Source organism: Chitinivibrionales bacterium, assembly GCA_035516255.1.
GTDB lineage: Bacteria > Fibrobacterota > Chitinivibrionia > Chitinivibrionales > FEN-1185 > FEN-1185.
Map to the genome: position 1 here is coordinate 238,999 of DATJAL010000002.1, position 17,133 is coordinate 256,131.

Annotated in this window: 17 protein-coding genes and 1 tRNA gene; 5 read left to right on the plus strand and 13 right to left on the minus strand. The window is 54.2% G+C overall.

What is annotated here, in order from left to right:
- Positions 1–128: 128 nt before the first annotated feature.
- Entirely contained in the window at positions 129–2,507 is a 2,379-nt protein-coding gene (locus VLX68_01570; GenBank protein HUI90911.1) for a hypothetical protein, read from the plus strand.
- A 68-nt stretch (positions 2,508–2,575) separates the two neighbouring features.
- On the opposite strand, the gene VLX68_01575 is transcribed toward VLX68_01570, so the two are convergent.
- The 6 genes from VLX68_01575 to VLX68_01600 form a co-directional block, all read right to left on the minus strand.
- Positions 2,576–3,157, minus strand: coding sequence for a hypothetical protein (locus VLX68_01575; GenBank protein HUI90912.1), 582 nt, complete (start codon positions 3,155–3,157; stop codon positions 2,576–2,578).
- 83 nt (positions 3,158–3,240) lie between these two features.
- Positions 3,241–3,639 carry a putative toxin-antitoxin system toxin component, PIN family gene (locus tag VLX68_01580; protein HUI90913.1) on the minus strand — a complete coding sequence of 133 codons (399 nt, stop codon included), beginning with the start codon at positions 3,637–3,639 and terminating at the stop codon, positions 3,241–3,243.
- 341 nt (positions 3,640–3,980) lie between these two features.
- On the minus strand, positions 3,981–4,469 hold the full coding sequence (locus VLX68_01585; GenBank protein ID HUI90914.1) for a hypothetical protein: 489 nt from the start codon (positions 4,467–4,469) through the stop codon (positions 3,981–3,983).
- Positions 4,470–4,862: 393 nt separating this feature from the next.
- Positions 4,863–5,489 carry an OmpH family outer membrane protein gene (locus tag VLX68_01590; protein HUI90915.1) on the minus strand — a complete coding sequence of 209 codons (627 nt, stop codon included), beginning with the start codon at positions 5,487–5,489 and terminating at the stop codon, positions 4,863–4,865.
- Between the two features lie 70 nt (positions 5,490–5,559).
- The gene (locus VLX68_01595) at positions 5,560–6,357 is read right to left on the minus strand and encodes a YXWGXW repeat-containing protein (protein HUI90916.1); all 798 of its coding nucleotides are present in this window, start codon (positions 6,355–6,357) and stop codon (positions 5,560–5,562) included.
- Between the two features lie 47 nt (positions 6,358–6,404).
- On the minus strand, positions 6,405–7,124 hold the full coding sequence (locus VLX68_01600; protein ID HUI90917.1) for a hypothetical protein: 720 nt from the start codon (positions 7,122–7,124) through the stop codon (positions 6,405–6,407).
- A gap of 488 nt (positions 7,125–7,612) precedes the next feature.
- Between VLX68_01600 and VLX68_01605 the strand changes: the two genes are divergently transcribed.
- Entirely contained in the window at positions 7,613–7,816 is a 204-nt protein-coding gene (locus VLX68_01605) for a hypothetical protein (GenBank protein ID HUI90918.1), read from the plus strand.
- 199 nt (positions 7,817–8,015) lie between these two features.
- Here the strand turns inward: VLX68_01605 and VLX68_01610 are convergent.
- The 4 genes from VLX68_01610 to ispH all read right to left on the minus strand — a co-directional run bounded on the left by VLX68_01610 (position 8,016) and on the right by ispH (position 10,778).
- A tRNA-Pro gene (locus VLX68_01610) sits at positions 8,016–8,093 on the minus strand.
- Positions 8,094–8,287: 194 nt separating this feature from the next.
- A complete protein-coding gene (locus tag VLX68_01615; GenBank protein ID HUI90919.1) occupies positions 8,288–8,410 on the minus strand; it encodes a hypothetical protein in 123 nt (40 codons plus the stop codon).
- Positions 8,407–8,964, minus strand: a complete 558-nt coding sequence (locus VLX68_01620; GenBank protein HUI90920.1) for an epoxyqueuosine reductase QueH — start codon at positions 8,962–8,964, stop codon at positions 8,407–8,409. The genes VLX68_01615 and VLX68_01620 overlap by 4 nt, the downstream gene beginning before the upstream one ends.
- Positions 8,965–9,008: 44 nt before the next feature.
- Positions 9,009–10,778, minus strand: a complete 1,770-nt coding sequence (gene ispH / locus VLX68_01625) for a 4-hydroxy-3-methylbut-2-enyl diphosphate reductase (protein ID HUI90921.1) — start codon at positions 10,776–10,778, stop codon at positions 9,009–9,011.
- Positions 10,779–10,914: 136 nt separating this feature from the next.
- On the opposite strand from ispH, the gene VLX68_01630 reads away from it, so the two are divergent.
- The 3 genes from VLX68_01630 to VLX68_01640 all read left to right on the plus strand — a co-directional run bounded on the left by VLX68_01630 (position 10,915) and on the right by VLX68_01640 (position 13,662).
- A complete protein-coding gene (locus VLX68_01630) occupies positions 10,915–11,844 on the plus strand; it encodes an ABC transporter ATP-binding protein (protein HUI90922.1) in 930 nt (309 codons plus the stop codon).
- 152 nt (positions 11,845–11,996) lie between these two features.
- On the plus strand, positions 11,997–12,665 hold the full coding sequence (locus VLX68_01635) for a hypothetical protein (GenBank protein HUI90923.1): 669 nt from the start codon (positions 11,997–11,999) through the stop codon (positions 12,663–12,665).
- A complete protein-coding gene (locus VLX68_01640) occupies positions 12,634–13,662 on the plus strand; it encodes an FAD:protein FMN transferase (protein HUI90924.1) in 1,029 nt (342 codons plus the stop codon). The genes VLX68_01635 and VLX68_01640 overlap by 32 nt, the downstream gene beginning before the upstream one ends.
- Positions 13,663–13,709: 47 nt before the next feature.
- On the opposite strand, the gene VLX68_01645 is transcribed toward VLX68_01640, so the two are convergent.
- Genes VLX68_01645 through VLX68_01655 form a run of 3 tightly spaced genes read right to left on the minus strand, consistent with a single transcriptional unit; the run spans position 13,710 to position 17,126 of the window.
- Positions 13,710–14,879: a Gx transporter family protein gene (locus VLX68_01645; protein ID HUI90925.1), complete on the minus strand. Its 1,170-nt coding sequence runs from the start codon at positions 14,877–14,879 to the stop codon at positions 13,710–13,712.
- Entirely contained in the window at positions 14,863–15,240 is a 378-nt protein-coding gene (locus VLX68_01650) for a NusG domain II-containing protein (GenBank protein HUI90926.1), read from the minus strand. Before VLX68_01650 ends, VLX68_01645 begins: the two co-directional genes overlap by 17 nt.
- Before the next feature lie 44 nt (positions 15,241–15,284).
- Positions 15,285–17,126 carry a hypothetical protein gene (locus VLX68_01655; GenBank protein ID HUI90927.1) on the minus strand — a complete coding sequence of 614 codons (1,842 nt, stop codon included), beginning with the start codon at positions 17,124–17,126 and terminating at the stop codon, positions 15,285–15,287.
- Between the last annotated feature and the right edge of the window lie 7 nt (positions 17,127–17,133).

The following is a 17,133-nucleotide window of genomic DNA, read 5'->3' on the forward strand; positions in this document are numbered from 1 at the left end:
CGGGGCGGAGGTTTCGCGAAAAATTCAAATCAAGCCGGAAATATCGTGTTGACTGTTTATCCAGAAAGCGGTATTTTCCATGATTACTCCAACGGCAAAATCGGATTTTTATCCGGAAAATTATAACGATGCCTATTTATATAGGAACCTTTCTCATCGCATTCTCCACCCTTGCGCTGGAAGTCACACTCTCAAGACTACTCAGTGTGATCACGTGGTACCACCTGGCGTTTTTCGCGGTGTCGACCGCGATGCTGGGCATGACCGCCGGCGCGGTAATGGTGTATCTACGGCCCGGCTGGTTCGCCGCGGGAAAACTGAACAGAACCCTGGCAAAATCTTCGCTGTGGTACATGCTCATCACGCCTTTCTCGCTTATTGTGCTCTGCGTTCTGCCGATAACGTTTATAAGGTCGGTGATGAGCCTCTTCGTGCTTCTTTTCGCGAGCATCGCCTGCTCTCTGCCGTTTTATTTTTCCGGCATCGCGGTGAGCGCGGTCCTTACCAAGAGCAGCCTGCCCGTTGGTAAACTGTACGCGAGCGACCTCGCGGGAGCTTCGCTGGGATGTCTGTTCGTGCTCGCGGGGCTGCAGGTCATGGACGCCACCAGCCTCATCCTATGCTGCGGCGCCGCGGGCGGCATTGCCGCGCTGGCGTTTGCTTGGGGAGATCCGCTGTTCAGGCGCCGCCGGCTCTGCACGGCCGGCATCATCGTGCTTGCGCTTGTCGCGGCGGTCAATTCGACCACCATCTACGGCATACGGCCGTTCGTGGCGAAAAACGTGATCCAGAACCCGCGGGTATTGCTCATGGAACGGTGGAACACCCTTTCGCGGGTGGCGATTTACAAAGGCGACATGGACGCGCCGCAGTACTGGGGCGCGAGCCCGGCGGCGCCCAGGGACGAGAAAATATTCCAATATTACATGAACATAGACGGCGACGCAGCGACCACGCTGCGCGGTTTCTCGTCTGTCAATGACATCGCGCATCTCCGCTACGACGTGACCAACATCGGCTACTACCTCAGACCGGCCGGAAACGCCTGCGTGATCGGCGTGGGCGGCGGCAGGGACGTGCAGGGCGCGATACTTTTCGGCCATGAAAAAGTGACCGGCATCGACGTGAACCCCGTTTTCATCGACCTTGTCAAAAACAGGTTCAGGGAATTCGCGGGGATTGCCGGCCGGCCGGGCGTCACGCTCGTGGCGGATGAAGCGCGCAGCTATCTCACCAGGAACAAAGAAACGTTCACCACCATCCAGATGTCCCTGATAGACACCTGGGCGTCAACAGGCGCGGGCGCGTATTCGCTTTCCGAAAACGCGCTGTACACCGTGGAGGCGTGGCAGGTCTTTCTCAGCCGCCTCGACGAAAACGGCGTTTTCATGGTGTCGCGCTGGCACAACCCGGACAATCTCGGCGAAACGGGCAGGGTGATAAGCCTCGCCATGGCCACGCTGTTCGGAAACGGCGTAACCGATCCTTCGCGCCATATCGCGCTTGTGACCGCCGACAAAATTTCAACGCTGCTGCTGAGCAAGCGGCCGTTCTCCGCCGCCGACCTTGACACGCTGGAAAAAACCTCCGGTGCGCTGCGTTTCACCCTTGCGGTAGAACCCGGCAAAACACCGGAAAACGCGATCCTCCGGGATATCCTCGCGGCGCGTTCGCCGCAGGCATTGAAGGCCGCCACTGTCGGAATGCCGTTCAACTTCGAGCCGTCAACCGACGAAAAGCCCTATTTCTTCAATATGTTCAAGCTGTCGCGGATAAAGGACATTTTCTCGACCGGACCCGGGGTGACAAAGGGGAACGCGGTTGCCACGCTCGTTCTGCTCGGACTCATACTCTGCCTGGCCGTTTTGGCGGTCGCGACCATCATTGTTCCACTTGCCGTCGCGCCAAAGCTGGGGAAGGGCATGGAGGTGAATACGAAAATCATCTGGCCGGGCGCCGTTTACTTCTCGCTCATCGGCGCGGGCTTCATGTGCGTGGAGATCGCGCTCATCCAGCGGCTGTCGGTGTTCCTGGGGCATCCGGTTTACGCGCTGGGAATCCTGCTCTTCACCATCATCGCGAGCACCGGCATCGGCAGCTTTTTAAGCGAGCGCCTGCCGTACCGTTCGCGCGGGGTGATTGTCGCGCTTCCTGTTGTTTCGGCCCTGGCAATCCTCGGCGTGCGGTTCGGGTTGACAAGCCTGATTGCGGGCACGATCACGGCGCCGGTGATGACGAAGATCCTGCTCTCGATCGCCGTTATTTTTCCGCTCGGCCTGGTCCTGGGATTCTTTTTCCCGACAGGAATGAAAATTCTCAAAATGTCAGCGGCGGGCGAAACGCCGTGGTATTGGGCGCTCAATGGAATATTCGGGGTGCTTTGTTCTGCGCTCGCGGTGTTTATCTCGATCTACGGCGGGATTTCAATAAACTTCTACATCGGATCGGTGTGTTATGCTGCACTTATACCTTGCTTAATCATGATGCCTTCCCCGGAAATAAAATAAAAAATCACCGCAGAGACGCTGAGAACGCACAGAAGAAAGAATATTAAAGAATTGTATCGCTTTGAAAATCATTGGGCCTCGGTGACAAGTTTTATCGAATACACGCAATCGTTGACAATCTCAAACGAAAACCTGAACGGATTGTAGTCCCACAGCTCGCCGTTTTTGTTTTTATTTTTTTTCTTTTCAAACGGCGGCCCCAGCGTTTTAAGTACCAAAGAACTCTTGCTGCCCAGCGTGATCCCGGAAAATGAAATGTTCCGGGTGCAATAGGGTCCCGTTAATTGCAATATGACCGGCCTGCTGTTTTTAAACGTGACCATAAGGTACGTGGGCGGCGCCTCCGATGAGTCAACCGTGAAAACCATGGGTTCGCTTCCGTCATCGTTCTTTTTGGCGACTTCCTGCCGGCCGAACATCCTTTGCAGTTGGGGCAGCGTGATGTCGAAGCCGATCTCGTCGAAATGGTTGCAGCCGTTAGGGTCGTCCCGGTGCGCCGAGTCCTTGATGCAGATGATGTAATGGCCGTCGTAAACATATTGGTTGACATAGCGGCTGAATTTGTCGAAATCCGGTTTCTTGACGTTGACGCCCGGAAACGCGCAGCTAAGGATGAGGGCGGAAAGGGGGAGAAGGACGGGGAGTTTCATGGTAGTAAATTAAAATATGCGGAGGGAATAGTTAAGCCAGAAAAAAAACTGGTGCTAGGTTTTTGCTGATGATTCCAACCGGTTTAGCCGTAAATATCAAGGAAATCTTTCGGTTTCAAAACAGCAATTCCTGAAAACCCTGATTTTTCGCGCAGGTGCCTGTCGCCGCTGATCATGACGGATGTTTTGCCGGCAATCGCCGTAGAGAAGAATTTATCGTCGTTGGGATCTTTGCAAAGTTGAGATTTCAATGAGAGCGAAAGCGTAAGGTGGGATTTCAGGGTTATCATTTCGAAGAGATCAGAGATATCGATGGAAGGAAATTGCAAGCTTACCCGCTGGATGATCCGATATTCGTTTAGAATTTCGCGGCTGATAACAATGTCAAGATGTCCTCTCTTCCACATTTGAAAAATGCGAAAGGGTGGATCTTTGAAGAAGATTCCCGAAACCAGGACATTGGCGTCAAGAATTACCCTCATCAGCCCTTCCGAACCTTCTGAATCTCCTTGGCAATAAAAAGAAGGTGAAAATTGTCAAAAAGCTATAAAAATTGATTCAAAAACATTGCACACGCCATGCAGAAGTTTGCCGCCTATCATTTAGCCGCTCGGCGGAGCTTCGCGATATGACGGGCGGCTTTTACCGCTAGGTCTGCGGCAAATTTGGGCGGGCGTTTCCGACTGCATTCATGCCCAGCCTGCATGGCGTTGTTGGGCGGTCGTGACTGGGCAGGTGTTTGATTTGCACGGGCAAATGTTCGAGAATAAACAGAAGACCCGTATATTTGATTTTCGAATTATATGAAATATTGAGTTTCTTTTCAGTCTACTACGTGCACTGTAATGCTCTTGATGCGAGTTAACAATTTTTTTGCAATATTGCGAATATTGCGGTCACCAGATTTATTTGCAATTAATTTATCAAGTGAAGAAATAATCCTTAATCTCATATTCTCCAATTTATCTTTTTCATTTCCATTATAGTCAGTAAACATCGCGTCGGGCAAATCGAGAAGAAATTCTGCAAATTCAGCAGTGTCTTTGGCAAAATATTTAAGCATTTTAGCGGGACGAAAAACAAGTGCAGGGCCAATGAAATAGCAGATTTCTATAAAAATTGCCCCATCTCGACGTTTCCATGACAGAAAAGCGCGCGATAAAATAGTGTCTGCATTTTTTGAAGTATCGATAATAACTGAATAAATACTATCAGTATGGGCTTGAAACCAATAATACGGATGACTTTTATCTTCCCCTTGGCAAATTGAAGAAAAAGCAATTAAAGTTAATATGATAATTGAAATTCTCATAAAATTACCATTAAACAGCGCCTCTGTAAAAAGCCTCCCCGGCGGGGGAGGTTTGGAGGGCGGGCCACAATAAGCATTTTCCTTACCGGATCTAAAGGCCGGCGAGGCCTTTCCATATCATAAATTTGTATTTGTATTTTCATTTTCTTAACCCAAAACTACCCGTGCAAATTGTCTTCCCGCCAGGCATGCAGCCCAACTACAGGTATGTTGCTATCATAAAGCATACCATCTCGACATGCATGCTGTTACCTACCTGCAACATACCTGCCAGGCATTTCCCCTTAAATCAACATTCACGCCTCCCTAAAAGCAAGTCCTGCGATGATTCAAGGCAATAAAAAAGCCCCCCGCTTTTTTTGCGGGAGGCTTTTGGCAATGGCCGCAGTTCCTTCATTTTAAGGGGCTGTACTCTTTCTTGAGCATGTCGGTCATGTCCTTTCGCAACCCCTGATATTTCGCGTAAAGCGCTTTTCTCTGTTCGTTGTACTTGTCGTGGACCGTTTTCTTCTGGTTTTCCAACCCTTGTATTTCCGTTTTTTCCTGTTCGGCAAGGGCTTGGAGGTCTTTGTCCTCCTGCTCCTTCAGCTTCTTGAACTCCTGGTCCTGCCTGGTGTAAAATTCGGCGAGAGCGGGCTCGTATTGCTTTTCGATGTTCAGTCGTTTCGTCTGGTAGCTGTTTTGGAGGGTAATCTTTTGAGTGTCAAGCGCGCCGATCGCGGCCTGCATTTTGTCGCGAAGGGCCTTTATCTGATCATCGAGCGGTTTGATCTGTCCCTGGTACTGGTCGCGCGTGGTCTTGATGAGCGTGTCGATTTTTGCCATGTCGGCTTTCGCGCTGTCATTTACCGCCTGCAGCGCCTGGCGCTCCAGGTCTTTATTGGCCTTGTTCATATCCGGGCTTTTTTGCGCCGGCGGTTGCTGAGGCGGGGCGGCGGGCGCCGCGGTTGCGGAATACGCGACGGTCAAGACCGCAACGCACAGGCCGCAGAAAACCGGACGACTTTTCAGGCAAAACATTTCAACCTCCTTTGTTGATTACGCATGGCAAGAGAAGCGGGCGAGGCGTTCCCCTTGACAATTGGAAAATCTACCTCCTGCGGGCGCGGGGTTCCTGCCTGAATTTCTGATGGCCGTCTCGTTCGTCAAGGTCTTCCCGCTCGGAAGCGGCAATGCGGCCCCGTTCGCCGCCCGGCCCCCATGCGGCGTGTTTTGCGAGGCTGGGCGCCGGCGGCTGTCCATGGTTTTCCGAGGCGAGCAGGGTGCGGTCGCCCCGCGCGTCGCTGCAGTGCCGCGTCTGCTGCACCGTGGGCGGCACGTGGCGCTCCCGGGCGGCGGCGAGTTCCGCGGCATTCGGCCGCGCGTGTGTTCCCGCTGTTCCGCCGTTGAAACTGACGCGGTTTACCGTGACGTTTTTATCAACCACTTTGGTGTAGGTGTTGTGGACCATGGTGACATTCACGTTTGTCACGGAGCGGTTATAGCTGAAAACTCCCTCCCGCCAATACCCGCCAACAAACCCGGTGCCGGTGTAACCGAACCCGTAGCTGATGCCGCCGTAGAAACCGACGTGACGGGCCCAATAACCCTCGTGCCAGAGGTACACGCCGTCGGACCATCCCCAATACCCGGGCGTCCAGAGCAGGCCGGGCCGCGGGGCCATGACCCACGTTCCGGGAACCCAGTAGTAGCCGTCCGGACCGTATGCCCAATAGCCGGGCATCCACAGATAACCCGGACCCGGGCAAACCGGCTGGGAATAGACGGGAAGCGGCGGCGGTCCCACACGGATGGAAACGTCCACCGCGATGGCGGCCGCACAGAGGGAGGCTGCGCAAAGCACGAGGCCAGAAACAAGTGCCGTACGAAAAACGGTTGTGGTACGCATAGGCATGTCCTTTTTTCAAAAGGTTTTTATGATACGTTCACGAACGTTCAGAAAAGAAAACGGACGCCGAGCCCCACCGACGATACCGACATCTCGAAGCTCGCGTCCTTGCGTTCAACGAGCGGCAGCGAGGTGATATACCCCGTGTTCGTGCTCACCGAGCGCTGGTCGATCGCCTTGGAATCGGGATAGAAGATCCCGTTGATGCCGAAGTTTGCAAACAGAGAAAAATGGTTGTCGAACGCGAATCCGGGTTCGAGTCCCACGAAGAAGAACGGGACGATCACCGAATAGGGTTCCGTTATGGTGTAGGTCACATAATTTTTTGCCGGCGGGGCGGGGTACACGCGCGTCGTGTCTTTGAGCTGTACGGCGTCGTACCATTTTTGATAGGCGATGCCGCCGTTGGCCATCACGCCGAGATACGATTTCCATGATGCGGGTGTGAATTTCCAGAACAATCCGAGCTGTCCGCTCACCTCGGAGATGCCCGGGTCCTTCGGCGTGAGCGAGGCGGTATCCGCGTTGGTTGCCGTATTCAAGCCGAAACCGATGGCGCCGTCAATGGCAAGCATCGGCATTACAAAAAGGCGTGCGCCGAGCATGCCGGTATTCCGGAGTCCCTTGGCGTTGTAACTGGAGTTGTTCAGGGTCGTCAACGCATTGGTGGTTACGTTGATGCCGACGCGGACCGGGCTTGTCGAATCCTGCGCCGTCGCGCATAATGCACACAGGCCGATGAAAAGAGCGATACATTTATTGCGCATACCTGCGCCTCCGGATGGTGAAAGGTAAATCGACGCCGCATGCGGGCCTAAGTTTACCGAATGCGGATAAACTCTGTGCTCCCATTAATCGGCAAACGACATGCCAAGGAAAATTCGGGAAAAAAAGGCAAAAAACGAAGCGCTGATTCAACGCTACATTTTCGAGTTACGTTTTGGTGCATGCAATTTTTCGTTTTGGTGCAATATTCCTATTTTATAAGGCGTCCGATTCGCGCGGACCCCTGAACGATAAGGAAAATAAAATATATTTACGTGATTTGGCTTCAGGATTTTCTGATTTTCCACGGTTTAAAATGCGGCGGTGGCGCGAAGATTTTCAGGGAGCGTTGCGTCACCGATAAGGGCGGACTTTGCGATCATCGGAGCAGCAGTGGTTTCATGCAGAAAACGGGAAAGATAAATCGTGCTTGACATGTCGCCCGATTACTATATTTTTTAATGAAAAATAAATGGCAAGGAAATAGTATATGGCTTGCATGAACCTGCAAACAAAATTAAACGAGCCCGGCTGCTTAGGATGTAAGCTCAAAGAGGGCAACGAAATAATAAGGAAGCACATAAATGCAGCGCAGATTGAAGATGGAATTTCTGTTGATCCTGCCTCGACTGCCTGCCCGGTGGCGGAATCCGGCGAATGGGAAAAGTGCATCTATTTTGCGGAGGATGAATAGAACCGTCCGGTTTTCTGTTCCCAATAGTTATTCACTTCACCACGCCCGGCAAATGCCGAGCATCACGGGAAACGGCATGATGCTTTATAGGTTTTGAGGTACCGAAGCTTTTCGGACAGGATTTGTTTGAAAATGTTGACAAAAGGGTATAAGAAAAAGCCCCCGGCACTTTCGGCGTCGAGGGCTTCAATGAGAAAACTGGTCGGTGTGCGCGGAGTTGAACCGCGGACCCCTACCACCCCAAGGTAGTGCTCTAACCAGGCTGAGCCACACACCGACTGAAAATTTTTACAGCCTTAAAATACTTTTCGGGAGACTGTTTTAGAATAAGAATTCAATTTGGGAGATGGGCGTTCCCCTGGCACTTGCTATCATTCGGTACATTTAAAATTTATTTCAGAAGTTTTCACGCATCAAATCTCGGCATCGCGCCAAACAGTGGTTGATAGTAATATGTTCTCCGCCCGCGCGTTAGCAGGACTGGAGGCCGCGCTGGAGCGCGGTGCCGCCCAGCGCCCCGCGAAGCGGCATAGCGCCGTGGCGGCCCGGGCCGAAGGCGAAACCGGAAGGACGGCCGGGAACGCCCAATTTCATTTTTTTAATCTCAAATTCCTCTCCTCCTTGCTCAGCCTGCACCCGCAGTAATCCTGTCGGTAAAGTCCCAGCTCCCTGCTCAACTTGATACTTTTTAAAAACCCGTCGTTCTTCTTGAAATTAAACGGCTCGTACGTCACCCCGAATTCATCAGCTGCGATTTTTCCCGTCTTGTTCAGCATGTCAATCCGTTTGTGCGGGCTGATGCTCATCACCGTGGTGAAGGATGTCCAACCGATTTCCTTGCAGAACCGCGCCGTGTCCCTGAGCCTGAGAAGAAAACATTGCTCGCACCGCGCGCCGCCTTCCGGGGTGTCAAGAAAGTTTATTACTGCGGTCTCCCAGTCTTCCGGTTTGTAAGGCGCGGCGTCAAAGGAAACGCCGTACCGCCGCGCGGTGTTGCGCGCCTCTACAAGCCTCTTGTCGTATTCTTCCCGGGGCTGGATGTTGGGGTTGCAGAAATAGCAGCGCAGATCGTATTCGGCACAGAGCGAATGCACCACCCATGCCTCGTCCGGCGCGCAGCAGATGTGGAGAAGAAGCCTCGGTTTCATGACAGGTATTTTGCCCTCAACTTCCAGTTTCCCACTTTCAACTGTCAAGGTTGTCGTACACCCGCCGCCAGCCAAGCGCACAGCCCCGCCAGGAAAAAATGCCCGTCTGCAAACAGGTTGAAAAGCACCGACCTGCCTATCCGGTGCTCGCGGTTGAACCGCATGAAAACGTACAGATAGAGAAGCGGAATCATCTGGAGAAAAAATCCTACCGACACGTGCAGGCTTTTTGCCGGCCCGACGAACAGGGGAGAAAGCGCGCACACGACGCCGGTGAGCAGGATCACCGCGAGAACGAGTTTTCTGGCCCCTTCCTCGCCGATGATGGTGACCAGCGTTTCCCTGCCCATGATCCTGTCGCCTTCGATATCGCGCAAATCAAAGATCAAGGAGCGGAGAAACGCCAGGACGAAAATGAGTATGAAGCAGGGCATGGTGATCAGTGAGATGCGGCTCGCGCCGCCGGCGCCCGCCATGGGAACGAACGTGAGCACGATGCCCCAGGCCAGCGCAACGAACAGGTCGCGTGACATGGGCACGTCTTTGAGTTTGCCGTACCGGAGGAACTTTCGTAAAAATGCGGGAACGATGGTGATATGATACACCGATCCGGCAAACGTCGCGAATAGCATGAGATAAAAAAGGACCCTGCTTTCAAGAAAACTTATTACCAGGATAAGCAGGATGCACACGGCCACCACCGCATACAGCGCGGGCTTGTGCGCGCTGTAGAAACGGTACCTTCCCACGCCGAGGTGCTGGGTTGCTTCCATGCTCGTGAGGCTGTTCCACAGGTACATTGAAAGGAAATAAAGAAACGAAAGCGCGAAACCGGAAACCGTTTGAGGCAGTCCCTGGAGCACGCACGACGCGTAATAGACGAGCGCCGCTCCGGTCGCTACAAAAATATTGAGCGTGGAAAAAAGGTCGATGACGTGCCGCAGCAGGTTTACCGGCGTGATTTTCCGAGTTTGGTCCATATACAAAAGATAATCCGTGATGCGTTTGATCATCCAGTTGGGCGTTGACGCGCCGGCCGTGATGCCCACGGTCTTGCAGTTGGCGATCTTGTCCCATTCGATTTCTTTTTCGGTCTCGATCCATTGCGTGGGCGTACCGGTTTCCGCCGCGATTTTTGCAAGACGCCTGGTGTTGGCGCTGTTTTTCCCGCCCACCACGAGCACGGCGTCGACCTTTTTCGCGAGCTCGCGCGTCTCTTCCTGACGCCGGTCGGTCGCCGAACAGGTGGTTTTTTTTATCACCACCTCGCCGCCCGCAAAGCGCTTGCGGATTGCGCCGGCGATTTCGTCAAAGGTGACGTTGTCGAAGGTGGTCTGCGAGACAAGGCAGATTTTTTTTAAACCGGGCAGCTTTTCCACATCGTCGGGTGAGCCGACGAGGTGGCCGGCATCGCCCGCGTATCCCTGTAGTCCCACCACTTCGGCATGTCCCGCGTCTCCGGTGATGACGATGGCGTAGCCCTGCGCCCGGTATTTCTCAATGACGCGGTGCACGGTCTTGACTTTTGGGCATGTGCCGTCGATCACGTGGCCGCGCGGCTCCCACGAGCGCTGGACTTCGGGCGCCACGCCGTGCGCGCGGATGAGAATGGACGATCCCGCCGGCGGCGGGTTGCCATCGTCAAGCGCGGTGATGCCGCGCTCCTTGAGCATCTGCACGGTCTGGTTGTTGTGGATGAGTGGTCCAAGGGTGTACACGCCGCCGCCGGATTTGGCCGCCTGCTCGAGCGCGATGTCGACCGCGCGCCGCACGCCCATGCAGAACCCCGCGGTGGTGGCAGTGATGATTCTCATGAATTAAAAATACATGATGAGAATTTTATTTATAATAATAAGAATAGTCGGCGGATGATGTCATCAGGCAACCGACAGCATCTATTTTAAAATAAGCACTTTAAAATCATCGTCGCATAAGGCATTTTTAATCCCTATGTCCGACGCCGTCATTAAAATCCAGAACCTGTTTAAAAGCTTTGGCAAGAACGCAATTTTCGACGACGCCTCCTTGTCCATTATTGAAGGCTGCGCGTTCGGGCTCGTGGGCCTGAACGGCAGCGGCAAGACAACGCTGATTCGCTTGCTTCTCGGCCTTTTGCGTCCCAACCGGGGAAGCATCAACGTGCTCGGATTTGATCCCTGGAGGCACCGGGCGGAATATTTCCGGCGGCTCGGCGTCATCCTTGACCATGACGGGTTTGCCGGCAACCTGACCGTGGCCCAGAACTTAAAAGTCTTTTCCGCGGCAAAGAGAATGGAATGGCGGCACGTGGAAGCATATGTAAACGAGTTCTGGCGGGACACCTTCATCGAGGATGAATTCCGCAACGGAAAGAAAAAAGTTAAGCTGCTGTCGAGGGGACAGAAGGTGCAATGCGCCATTTGCCGCGCGTTTCTCTCGTGGCCCGCCGTGTATTTTCTCGACGAGCCCCTGGTGGCCCTCGATGTTGACGCAAGCGACCACTTTTACCGGCTTGTAAAGCTCGCCAAGGAAAAGGGCGGCACCGTGCTCATCAGTTCCCACCAGCTTCAGGCAATAGAGGATTTGTGCGACACGGTAGGCATGCTTCACAACAAACGCATCGATATTCTCAAGTCGCATGATGAAGCGGCCATGCCGAAACCGTGGTTCGTGCGCTGCGCGCAGGGGCAGAACTTCGGCTCAGTCATAGAGGACATCTGCCGGTTTCATCCGGAGTATGACAATGGAGCATGGCGTTTTTCCGTTGTAGACCCACCCGCGGTTGTCCCGAAAATAGTGTCCGCGCTTGTTGCCGAAGGCTGCGAGATCCAGGAAGTCGGGCCGGAACCGGACGACCTTAAAGACAGGATACGCGATCATTACCGGGAAACAAGAAAATAGCCGCAGAGACGCAGAGAACACGGAGAAAAAGAGCGTTGAAAATTGGATTCGGAATAGACGGGGAATGGATAACCAAATCTTTTCAGTAAATTTTGATTAAACTTGCTTTCACCCTGTGCCTCTGTGGCTATTTTTCTTAATAGGAATAGAAAATGAAAGACACCCTCACCATCATTAAAAAGGAATGGCGCAGCTTCTTCGGAAGCGAAAAGGGCGTTTTTGCCGTGCACGGCATTCTGATTTTTGTTTGGAGTTTTATCCCGCTGAGCAGCGGTTCGGGATCCGTTCTGTCCGGAAACCCGCTCTGGTGGCTTTTCTTTTCGGTCATCGTGAGCGGCAGCTTCGCCAATTCAGTGTTCGTGGCTGAACGCCTGAGCGGTTCCATGGAAATTCTTCTGACCAGCGGATTCCCGCGCAACAGCGTCCTGTTGGGGAAGACCGGTTTTGTCATTCTCATGGCCGTCGTCATCGGCGGGCTGAGCTTCGCGCTGTCGTTTTTATGGGCGAGCCTCATTTCCAAACAGTGTCTTTTTCAAACAGATTCCCTGCTGTTCGGGGCGCTGCTTTACTGCGCGGGCACGTTCATGAACGCGGCCGCCGGCGCGTGGATGTCCATACGCCTGTCGAGCCCGCGCCTGCTGCCCTTTGTCAACTTACTGTTCGTCGGCCTCGTGTGCGGGATCTATTACGCGCTCCGCTACGCGGCCGGCGTGCCCGGATGGCCGCTGTTTCTTTTTCTCGCCGCCGCCGGGATTGCGTTTCTTTTACTTGCCAAAAAGGACTTCAACGGTGAAAAAATCATTGCTCCGCTTGACCTGTAGCGCCGCCGTGCTTTTCGGCATCGGCGCGGCGCTCGCCGGCTGCGCCAGGGTGGAAAAGCACGCCCGGCATTTTTTCGGCCTCGACACGGGCATCGACGTCACGGTGTATTCGGCGTCCTCGCGGGCCGAGGCCGACATCGATTCGTTCGAGGCGCTCACGGGACGGCTCGAGGACATGCTTTCCATTTCCAAGCAGTCAAGCGTGATATGGCGAATCAACCACCGGCCGGATTCCCTGGCGTCCGTTTCAGCCGCATTTTCCCCGATCATTGCCGCATGCAGAAAAGAATATGCGTTGTCCGGCGGGCTGTTCGACGTCACCGTGGAGCCGTTCAAGACCCTTTACGGATTGGAATCGCACCAGAGGGAAAACCACGTTCCGTCGCAGGCTGAAATCGACAGCGTGCTCGCGCTCACCGGGTTCGGCCGCGTCCGGTTTGTTTCGGACAGCGTTTTGGTTTTACCGCGCGGCATGCACTTTGACTTCGGCGGCATCGCAAAGGGGTTTGTGCTGCGGGAAGCCACGAAGTTCTTCAGCGAAAGGGGGCACGCGAGCTTTCTGGTGAACCTCGGGGGCGACCTTGTAGCATACGGCACCAAGCCGTCGAACGAGCCGTGGGTGATCGGCATACAGGATCCGCGCGATTCGGTTAATCTGATCGCCACGCTGTCGTTTACCGGCGGCTGCGTGTTCACCAGCGGCGATTATGAGCGGTGTTTCATTGTCAACGGCAAACGGTACCACCACCTCTTCGATCCGAAAACGGGCAAGCCGGGCTCCCTCAACATGAGCGCGACCGTGACGGGACGCGACCCGCTGGCGGTCGACGCGGCCATTAAGACCGCGTTCCTGATGCCCGCGGAAAAGGCGCTTGAATATCTTTCGACAAGGAACATGTTGGGATTTCTCATTGACAGCACGAAAACGGGGTGGGCGAGCGCGGGGCTGAAGCAGTCCTTGACGCCCAATCCTGGTTTTGTGGTGAATTACCGATAGCAGGGATCGTTTATTGAGGCTTCAGGAAAAATTGGTGCCGATGATTTTTATTTTATCACTCTTAAAATAACAAGCTTATAAAGCCCTGTAACCAAAGCAGTTATCCAGTTAGTCTCAATTGATCCTTCAAGGCTGTTTTTCAAAATTTTTTCCTCTTTTCGCCCAAAAATTACAGCAATTTTATTTTTTATAAACCTCTTCCCATCTTCCGCGATCCCGGGAAAATATTCCAGCGCAAGCACACCTGCGAAAATTGTTTCATCATGCCGCTTGAATATTGCCCGTAAAGTCTGCAGCATCACCGCATGAAAGTTGAAATACGAAAGAATGCTGGAAACCTGGAGCCAAGTCCAGAGCCGCAGCCATTGCTTGAGCGTCGCGTCGACACCCTCGTGCGTGACAAATGGGATAATTTCAATCCGCGTGCCGTAGGAAAAGAACAGATCGACGCAGGCGATAAAAACGAAAAGCACCCAGAAACCGGACATTGGCTTGAAGAATGCTTTGATTGATCCTTTGAGTTGAATCTGAACGATCAACGATGCGGCAACGGCGCATGCGCACAGCGCTTCATAAGAATCTGAGAAGACGATCGCAATGCAGGAGCACAAAAGTATCCATGAAAAGAAATGATTGGATGATGAAGCTCTGATCGCCGGAAGATGGAAATTGTTTTGCGAATCCATAGAGATCATTCCGGGTCCAACCACTTTGTAAACCAGCGGCGCGAGCAGCCCCACGATACCGCCGAAAATGACGGATGCAATGAGCATCACCGGGATCTGGTAAAACAGGTGCAGGTTGGCAGCCATGAGCGCGTACACCGCGCACAGTTGTCCGGCATTGTGGAACGCTGCGCCGATGGTGCCGAGGCCGATGGTCCCGAGAAGCTTGTTTTTTCCGAGCAGGCTCCAGAAGATTCCCATGGTAATGGTCGAGAGAACGCCGCCGCTCATCGCCAGGGATATGGTGAGAAATGAAAAACCGAAATAAAATCCCACGATCCACGTGCGCAACAGGGAAAACAGCACAGCATCAACCGCGCCGTATTCGATGATCCAGAGAATGGTGATGATGTTCGCGAGCCCGGGCTTGAGCCAGGGGAAAAAGGGGAGGCGCGGGATGAAAAATTCAAGTGCGTTCAGGGCCACGGCGCACAAGAGCCACACCGTTTTTCTCACCGCCTGCTGCTGCGCCGCGTCATTGAGTGATTGCATCGATGCCTTTCCCGGACGAAGCTTCAAGTTCGATGAGGATATGGTTCGGCGCGCACACGATCTGCTGGCCAACGCGCCGTATCGCGCCCGCGTGCACGCAGATCTGCTTGGGACAATCCGCCCACGCTACGCGCACGCTGTTGTCGCGGATGGAAAGGGACAGGTCGCCGATTTTTCCCTTCAGGGTGATTTCCTTTGGGGAAGAAAGGGCGTATTGGGCGATTTTCTTGTTTTCGCGGTAAACCACGACGGTGGCGGGCGCGTGGGATTGCATGAGGGGTAAAAAGAGAAGAGCCCCGGCAAGACATGATGCGATGATGACAAAATCAAGGAAGGTGAATGATTTCAACTTGTGAGGCATGATGTATCGGTTGTAAAGATAGTTGATGGATCCATCAGGGATGACTATTCTCCAATGAACCTCGCCGCCCAGCTCCGCACGGTTTTCCCATTGAGCACATGAAAGGTGCGCAGCTTCCGTATCGTTTCCATACTGAACGCCGAAAGCGGTATCCATACGAATCGTTTCTTGAATTTCTTGGCCAGCCCGGTAAGCCGCACACCCGGTTTTTTCGCCGCGACGTAGGGAATAATCTTTTCCCGTGAAAACAACAATGCGCCGTACGCGAGATATTCGGAAAGGCTTTTGAGCTCCGGCGCGTCGCTGAGCGCGAACACGTTGGGAATCAGGCGCGGCGGAAACAGCAGGGAGAGTCCGCCGTATCTCGAGCGTGCGATGCCCGGGCCGATCAGGTCGGCGTACGGGTCGGTGGCGTAGAACGTGAGGGTGGATTCCTGGTCATGCTCGGCGTACCACGTTGCGCAGTGCGGGTAGTTGTCGTCGTGCCCCTCGTCGAAGATGATCACCACCATGTCGGTTTTTCCCTGCGAGGGCGGGATTTCCCGCACGTAAATGTCGGCGTTGAACCAGTTGCGCATGGTTTCGCGGATGTCGATGCCGTCCTTCACCGACACGGTGAATTTCTCCGTGAGCGACCGGTCCTCGCACACCACGGCCCCGGCCTTTTTGCGCACGTGCGCGTTGAACCCCTCGATGCGCCGGTCCTCGGGCACGTGCGAGCACACGGAGCCGGGCCGCCACGAAAAACGGTATTTCTTTTTTGCCAATTGCGAGGGGTCGGGCTTGATGGAAAGCGTCCGCCAGTACACCCGCACGTCGCGGAACATGTTGATTGCCGGCCTCGCGCCGGCATCCCCGGGCAGCTCCACTTTGTCAATTCCAACGGAGAGCAGCGGTTTGTCAAGTTCAAAGGGCAGATACGGATAATATTTGGCGCTTTTAAGGATGTGGAGCGCATAGGCGTTGCCGCCGACGCCCTTGGCGGCCGCCACGATGTCGAACAGCGTCGGCATGAATCGGCGCTCGCTCACCGTGAGGTTGCGCAGAAACGTGAGGCCGGCCTGGATCCGGGCCGGGGAAAGAAAGGCCGCGTCCTCGCTCGCGTCGGAATATTCGTCGCGTGTCTCGATGAAAAGGCTCTTCACGGTGTCGGCCGGGTTGACGCGCCGCGAAAACGGCTCATACCGTTCGCGCTCGAACTTGCCGGCGACGTACGGCAGTTCGCCGAGCGCGAAGTAGAGGTGGTCGGGGTTGACGAATTCCCTGGTGATGGCGTACGAAGGCGTCTTTGCAAAGGAGAGGTTGTAGGTTTTCTCCTTTTTAAAATGGCGCACCACCGCGCTATAACGGTTCATGTGGACCAGCGCGAGAATGTTGCGATAATCGCAGCGCAACTGATGAAGCCTGAACGCGGTGAACTGGGCGCCGGTTTCCTGGTCATGGAAATGCTCGGATCCACTGGCGCCGATTTCGGGATGGCCCGACGCGATCACACGCAGGCACAGCGACGCATAAGCGTCAAAGCCGAGCTGCGCCACGGCATAATCGTCTGGAAGCGGCGGGAGCGGCGCAGGGGCACTTAGCTCAGCATGGCCGATGCAGAAGCACCGGACATGGTTCTGCCCGCTCTGGCGCATCGCCTCAATGGACGCATCGCAGGGATCCGCAGGCGCGTAATACACCGTTCCGTCCGCACCCCGCGCGATCACGGCGGAGATGTGCGGCAGATCGTGGATGGCGTCGAGCAGATGCTCCTCGAAGCATTCCGGAATGTCAACGGCGATGCAGTCGAATTTTTCCTGAAGGCACAGGTCGCGTATGTGCTGGGCAAAGGTGAGTTTTCCGTGGATATAGGGGACGAGGGTGATGGAATCCGCCAGCTTCATAGCCAGC

What these genes read in the sequence shown, in the direction of transcription:
- VLX68_01570 (HUI90911.1), top strand. Translation starts at nt 129, where the DNA reads ATGCCTATTTATATAGGAACCTTTCTCATCGCATTCTCCACCCTTGCG.
- VLX68_01575 (HUI90912.1), bottom strand. Translation starts at nt 3,157, where the DNA reads ATGAAACTCCCCGTCCTTCTCCCCCTTTCCGCCCTCATCCTTAGCTGC.
- VLX68_01580 (HUI90913.1), bottom strand. Translation starts at nt 3,639, where the DNA reads ATGAGGGTAATTCTTGACGCCAATGTCCTGGTTTCGGGAATCTTCTTC.
- VLX68_01585 (HUI90914.1), bottom strand. Translation starts at nt 4,469, where the DNA reads ATGAGAATTTCAATTATCATATTAACTTTAATTGCTTTTTCTTCAATT.
- VLX68_01590 (HUI90915.1), bottom strand. Translation starts at nt 5,489, where the DNA reads ATGTTTTGCCTGAAAAGTCGTCCGGTTTTCTGCGGCCTGTGCGTTGCG.
- VLX68_01595 (HUI90916.1), bottom strand. Translation starts at nt 6,357, where the DNA reads ATGCGTACCACAACCGTTTTTCGTACGGCACTTGTTTCTGGCCTCGTG.
- VLX68_01600 (HUI90917.1), bottom strand. Translation starts at nt 7,124, where the DNA reads ATGCGCAATAAATGTATCGCTCTTTTCATCGGCCTGTGTGCATTATGC.
- VLX68_01605 (HUI90918.1), top strand. Translation starts at nt 7,613, where the DNA reads ATGGCTTGCATGAACCTGCAAACAAAATTAAACGAGCCCGGCTGCTTA.
- VLX68_01615 (HUI90919.1), bottom strand. Translation starts at nt 8,410, where the DNA reads ATGAAATTGGGCGTTCCCGGCCGTCCTTCCGGTTTCGCCTTCGGCCCG.
- VLX68_01620 (HUI90920.1), bottom strand. Translation starts at nt 8,964, where the DNA reads ATGAAACCGAGGCTTCTTCTCCACATCTGCTGCGCGCCGGACGAGGCA.
- ispH (HUI90921.1), bottom strand. Translation starts at nt 10,778, where the DNA reads ATGAGAATCATCACTGCCACCACCGCGGGGTTCTGCATGGGCGTGCGG.
- VLX68_01630 (HUI90922.1), top strand. Translation starts at nt 10,915, where the DNA reads ATGTCCGACGCCGTCATTAAAATCCAGAACCTGTTTAAAAGCTTTGGC.
- VLX68_01635 (HUI90923.1), top strand. Translation starts at nt 11,997, where the DNA reads ATGAAAGACACCCTCACCATCATTAAAAAGGAATGGCGCAGCTTCTTC.
- VLX68_01645 (HUI90925.1), bottom strand. Translation starts at nt 14,879, where the DNA reads ATGCAATCACTCAATGACGCGGCGCAGCAGCAGGCGGTGAGAAAAACG.
- VLX68_01650 (HUI90926.1), bottom strand. Translation starts at nt 15,240, where the DNA reads ATGCCTCACAAGTTGAAATCATTCACCTTCCTTGATTTTGTCATCATC.
- VLX68_01655 (HUI90927.1), bottom strand. Translation starts at nt 17,126, where the DNA reads ATGAAGCTGGCGGATTCCATCACCCTCGTCCCCTATATCCACGGAAAA.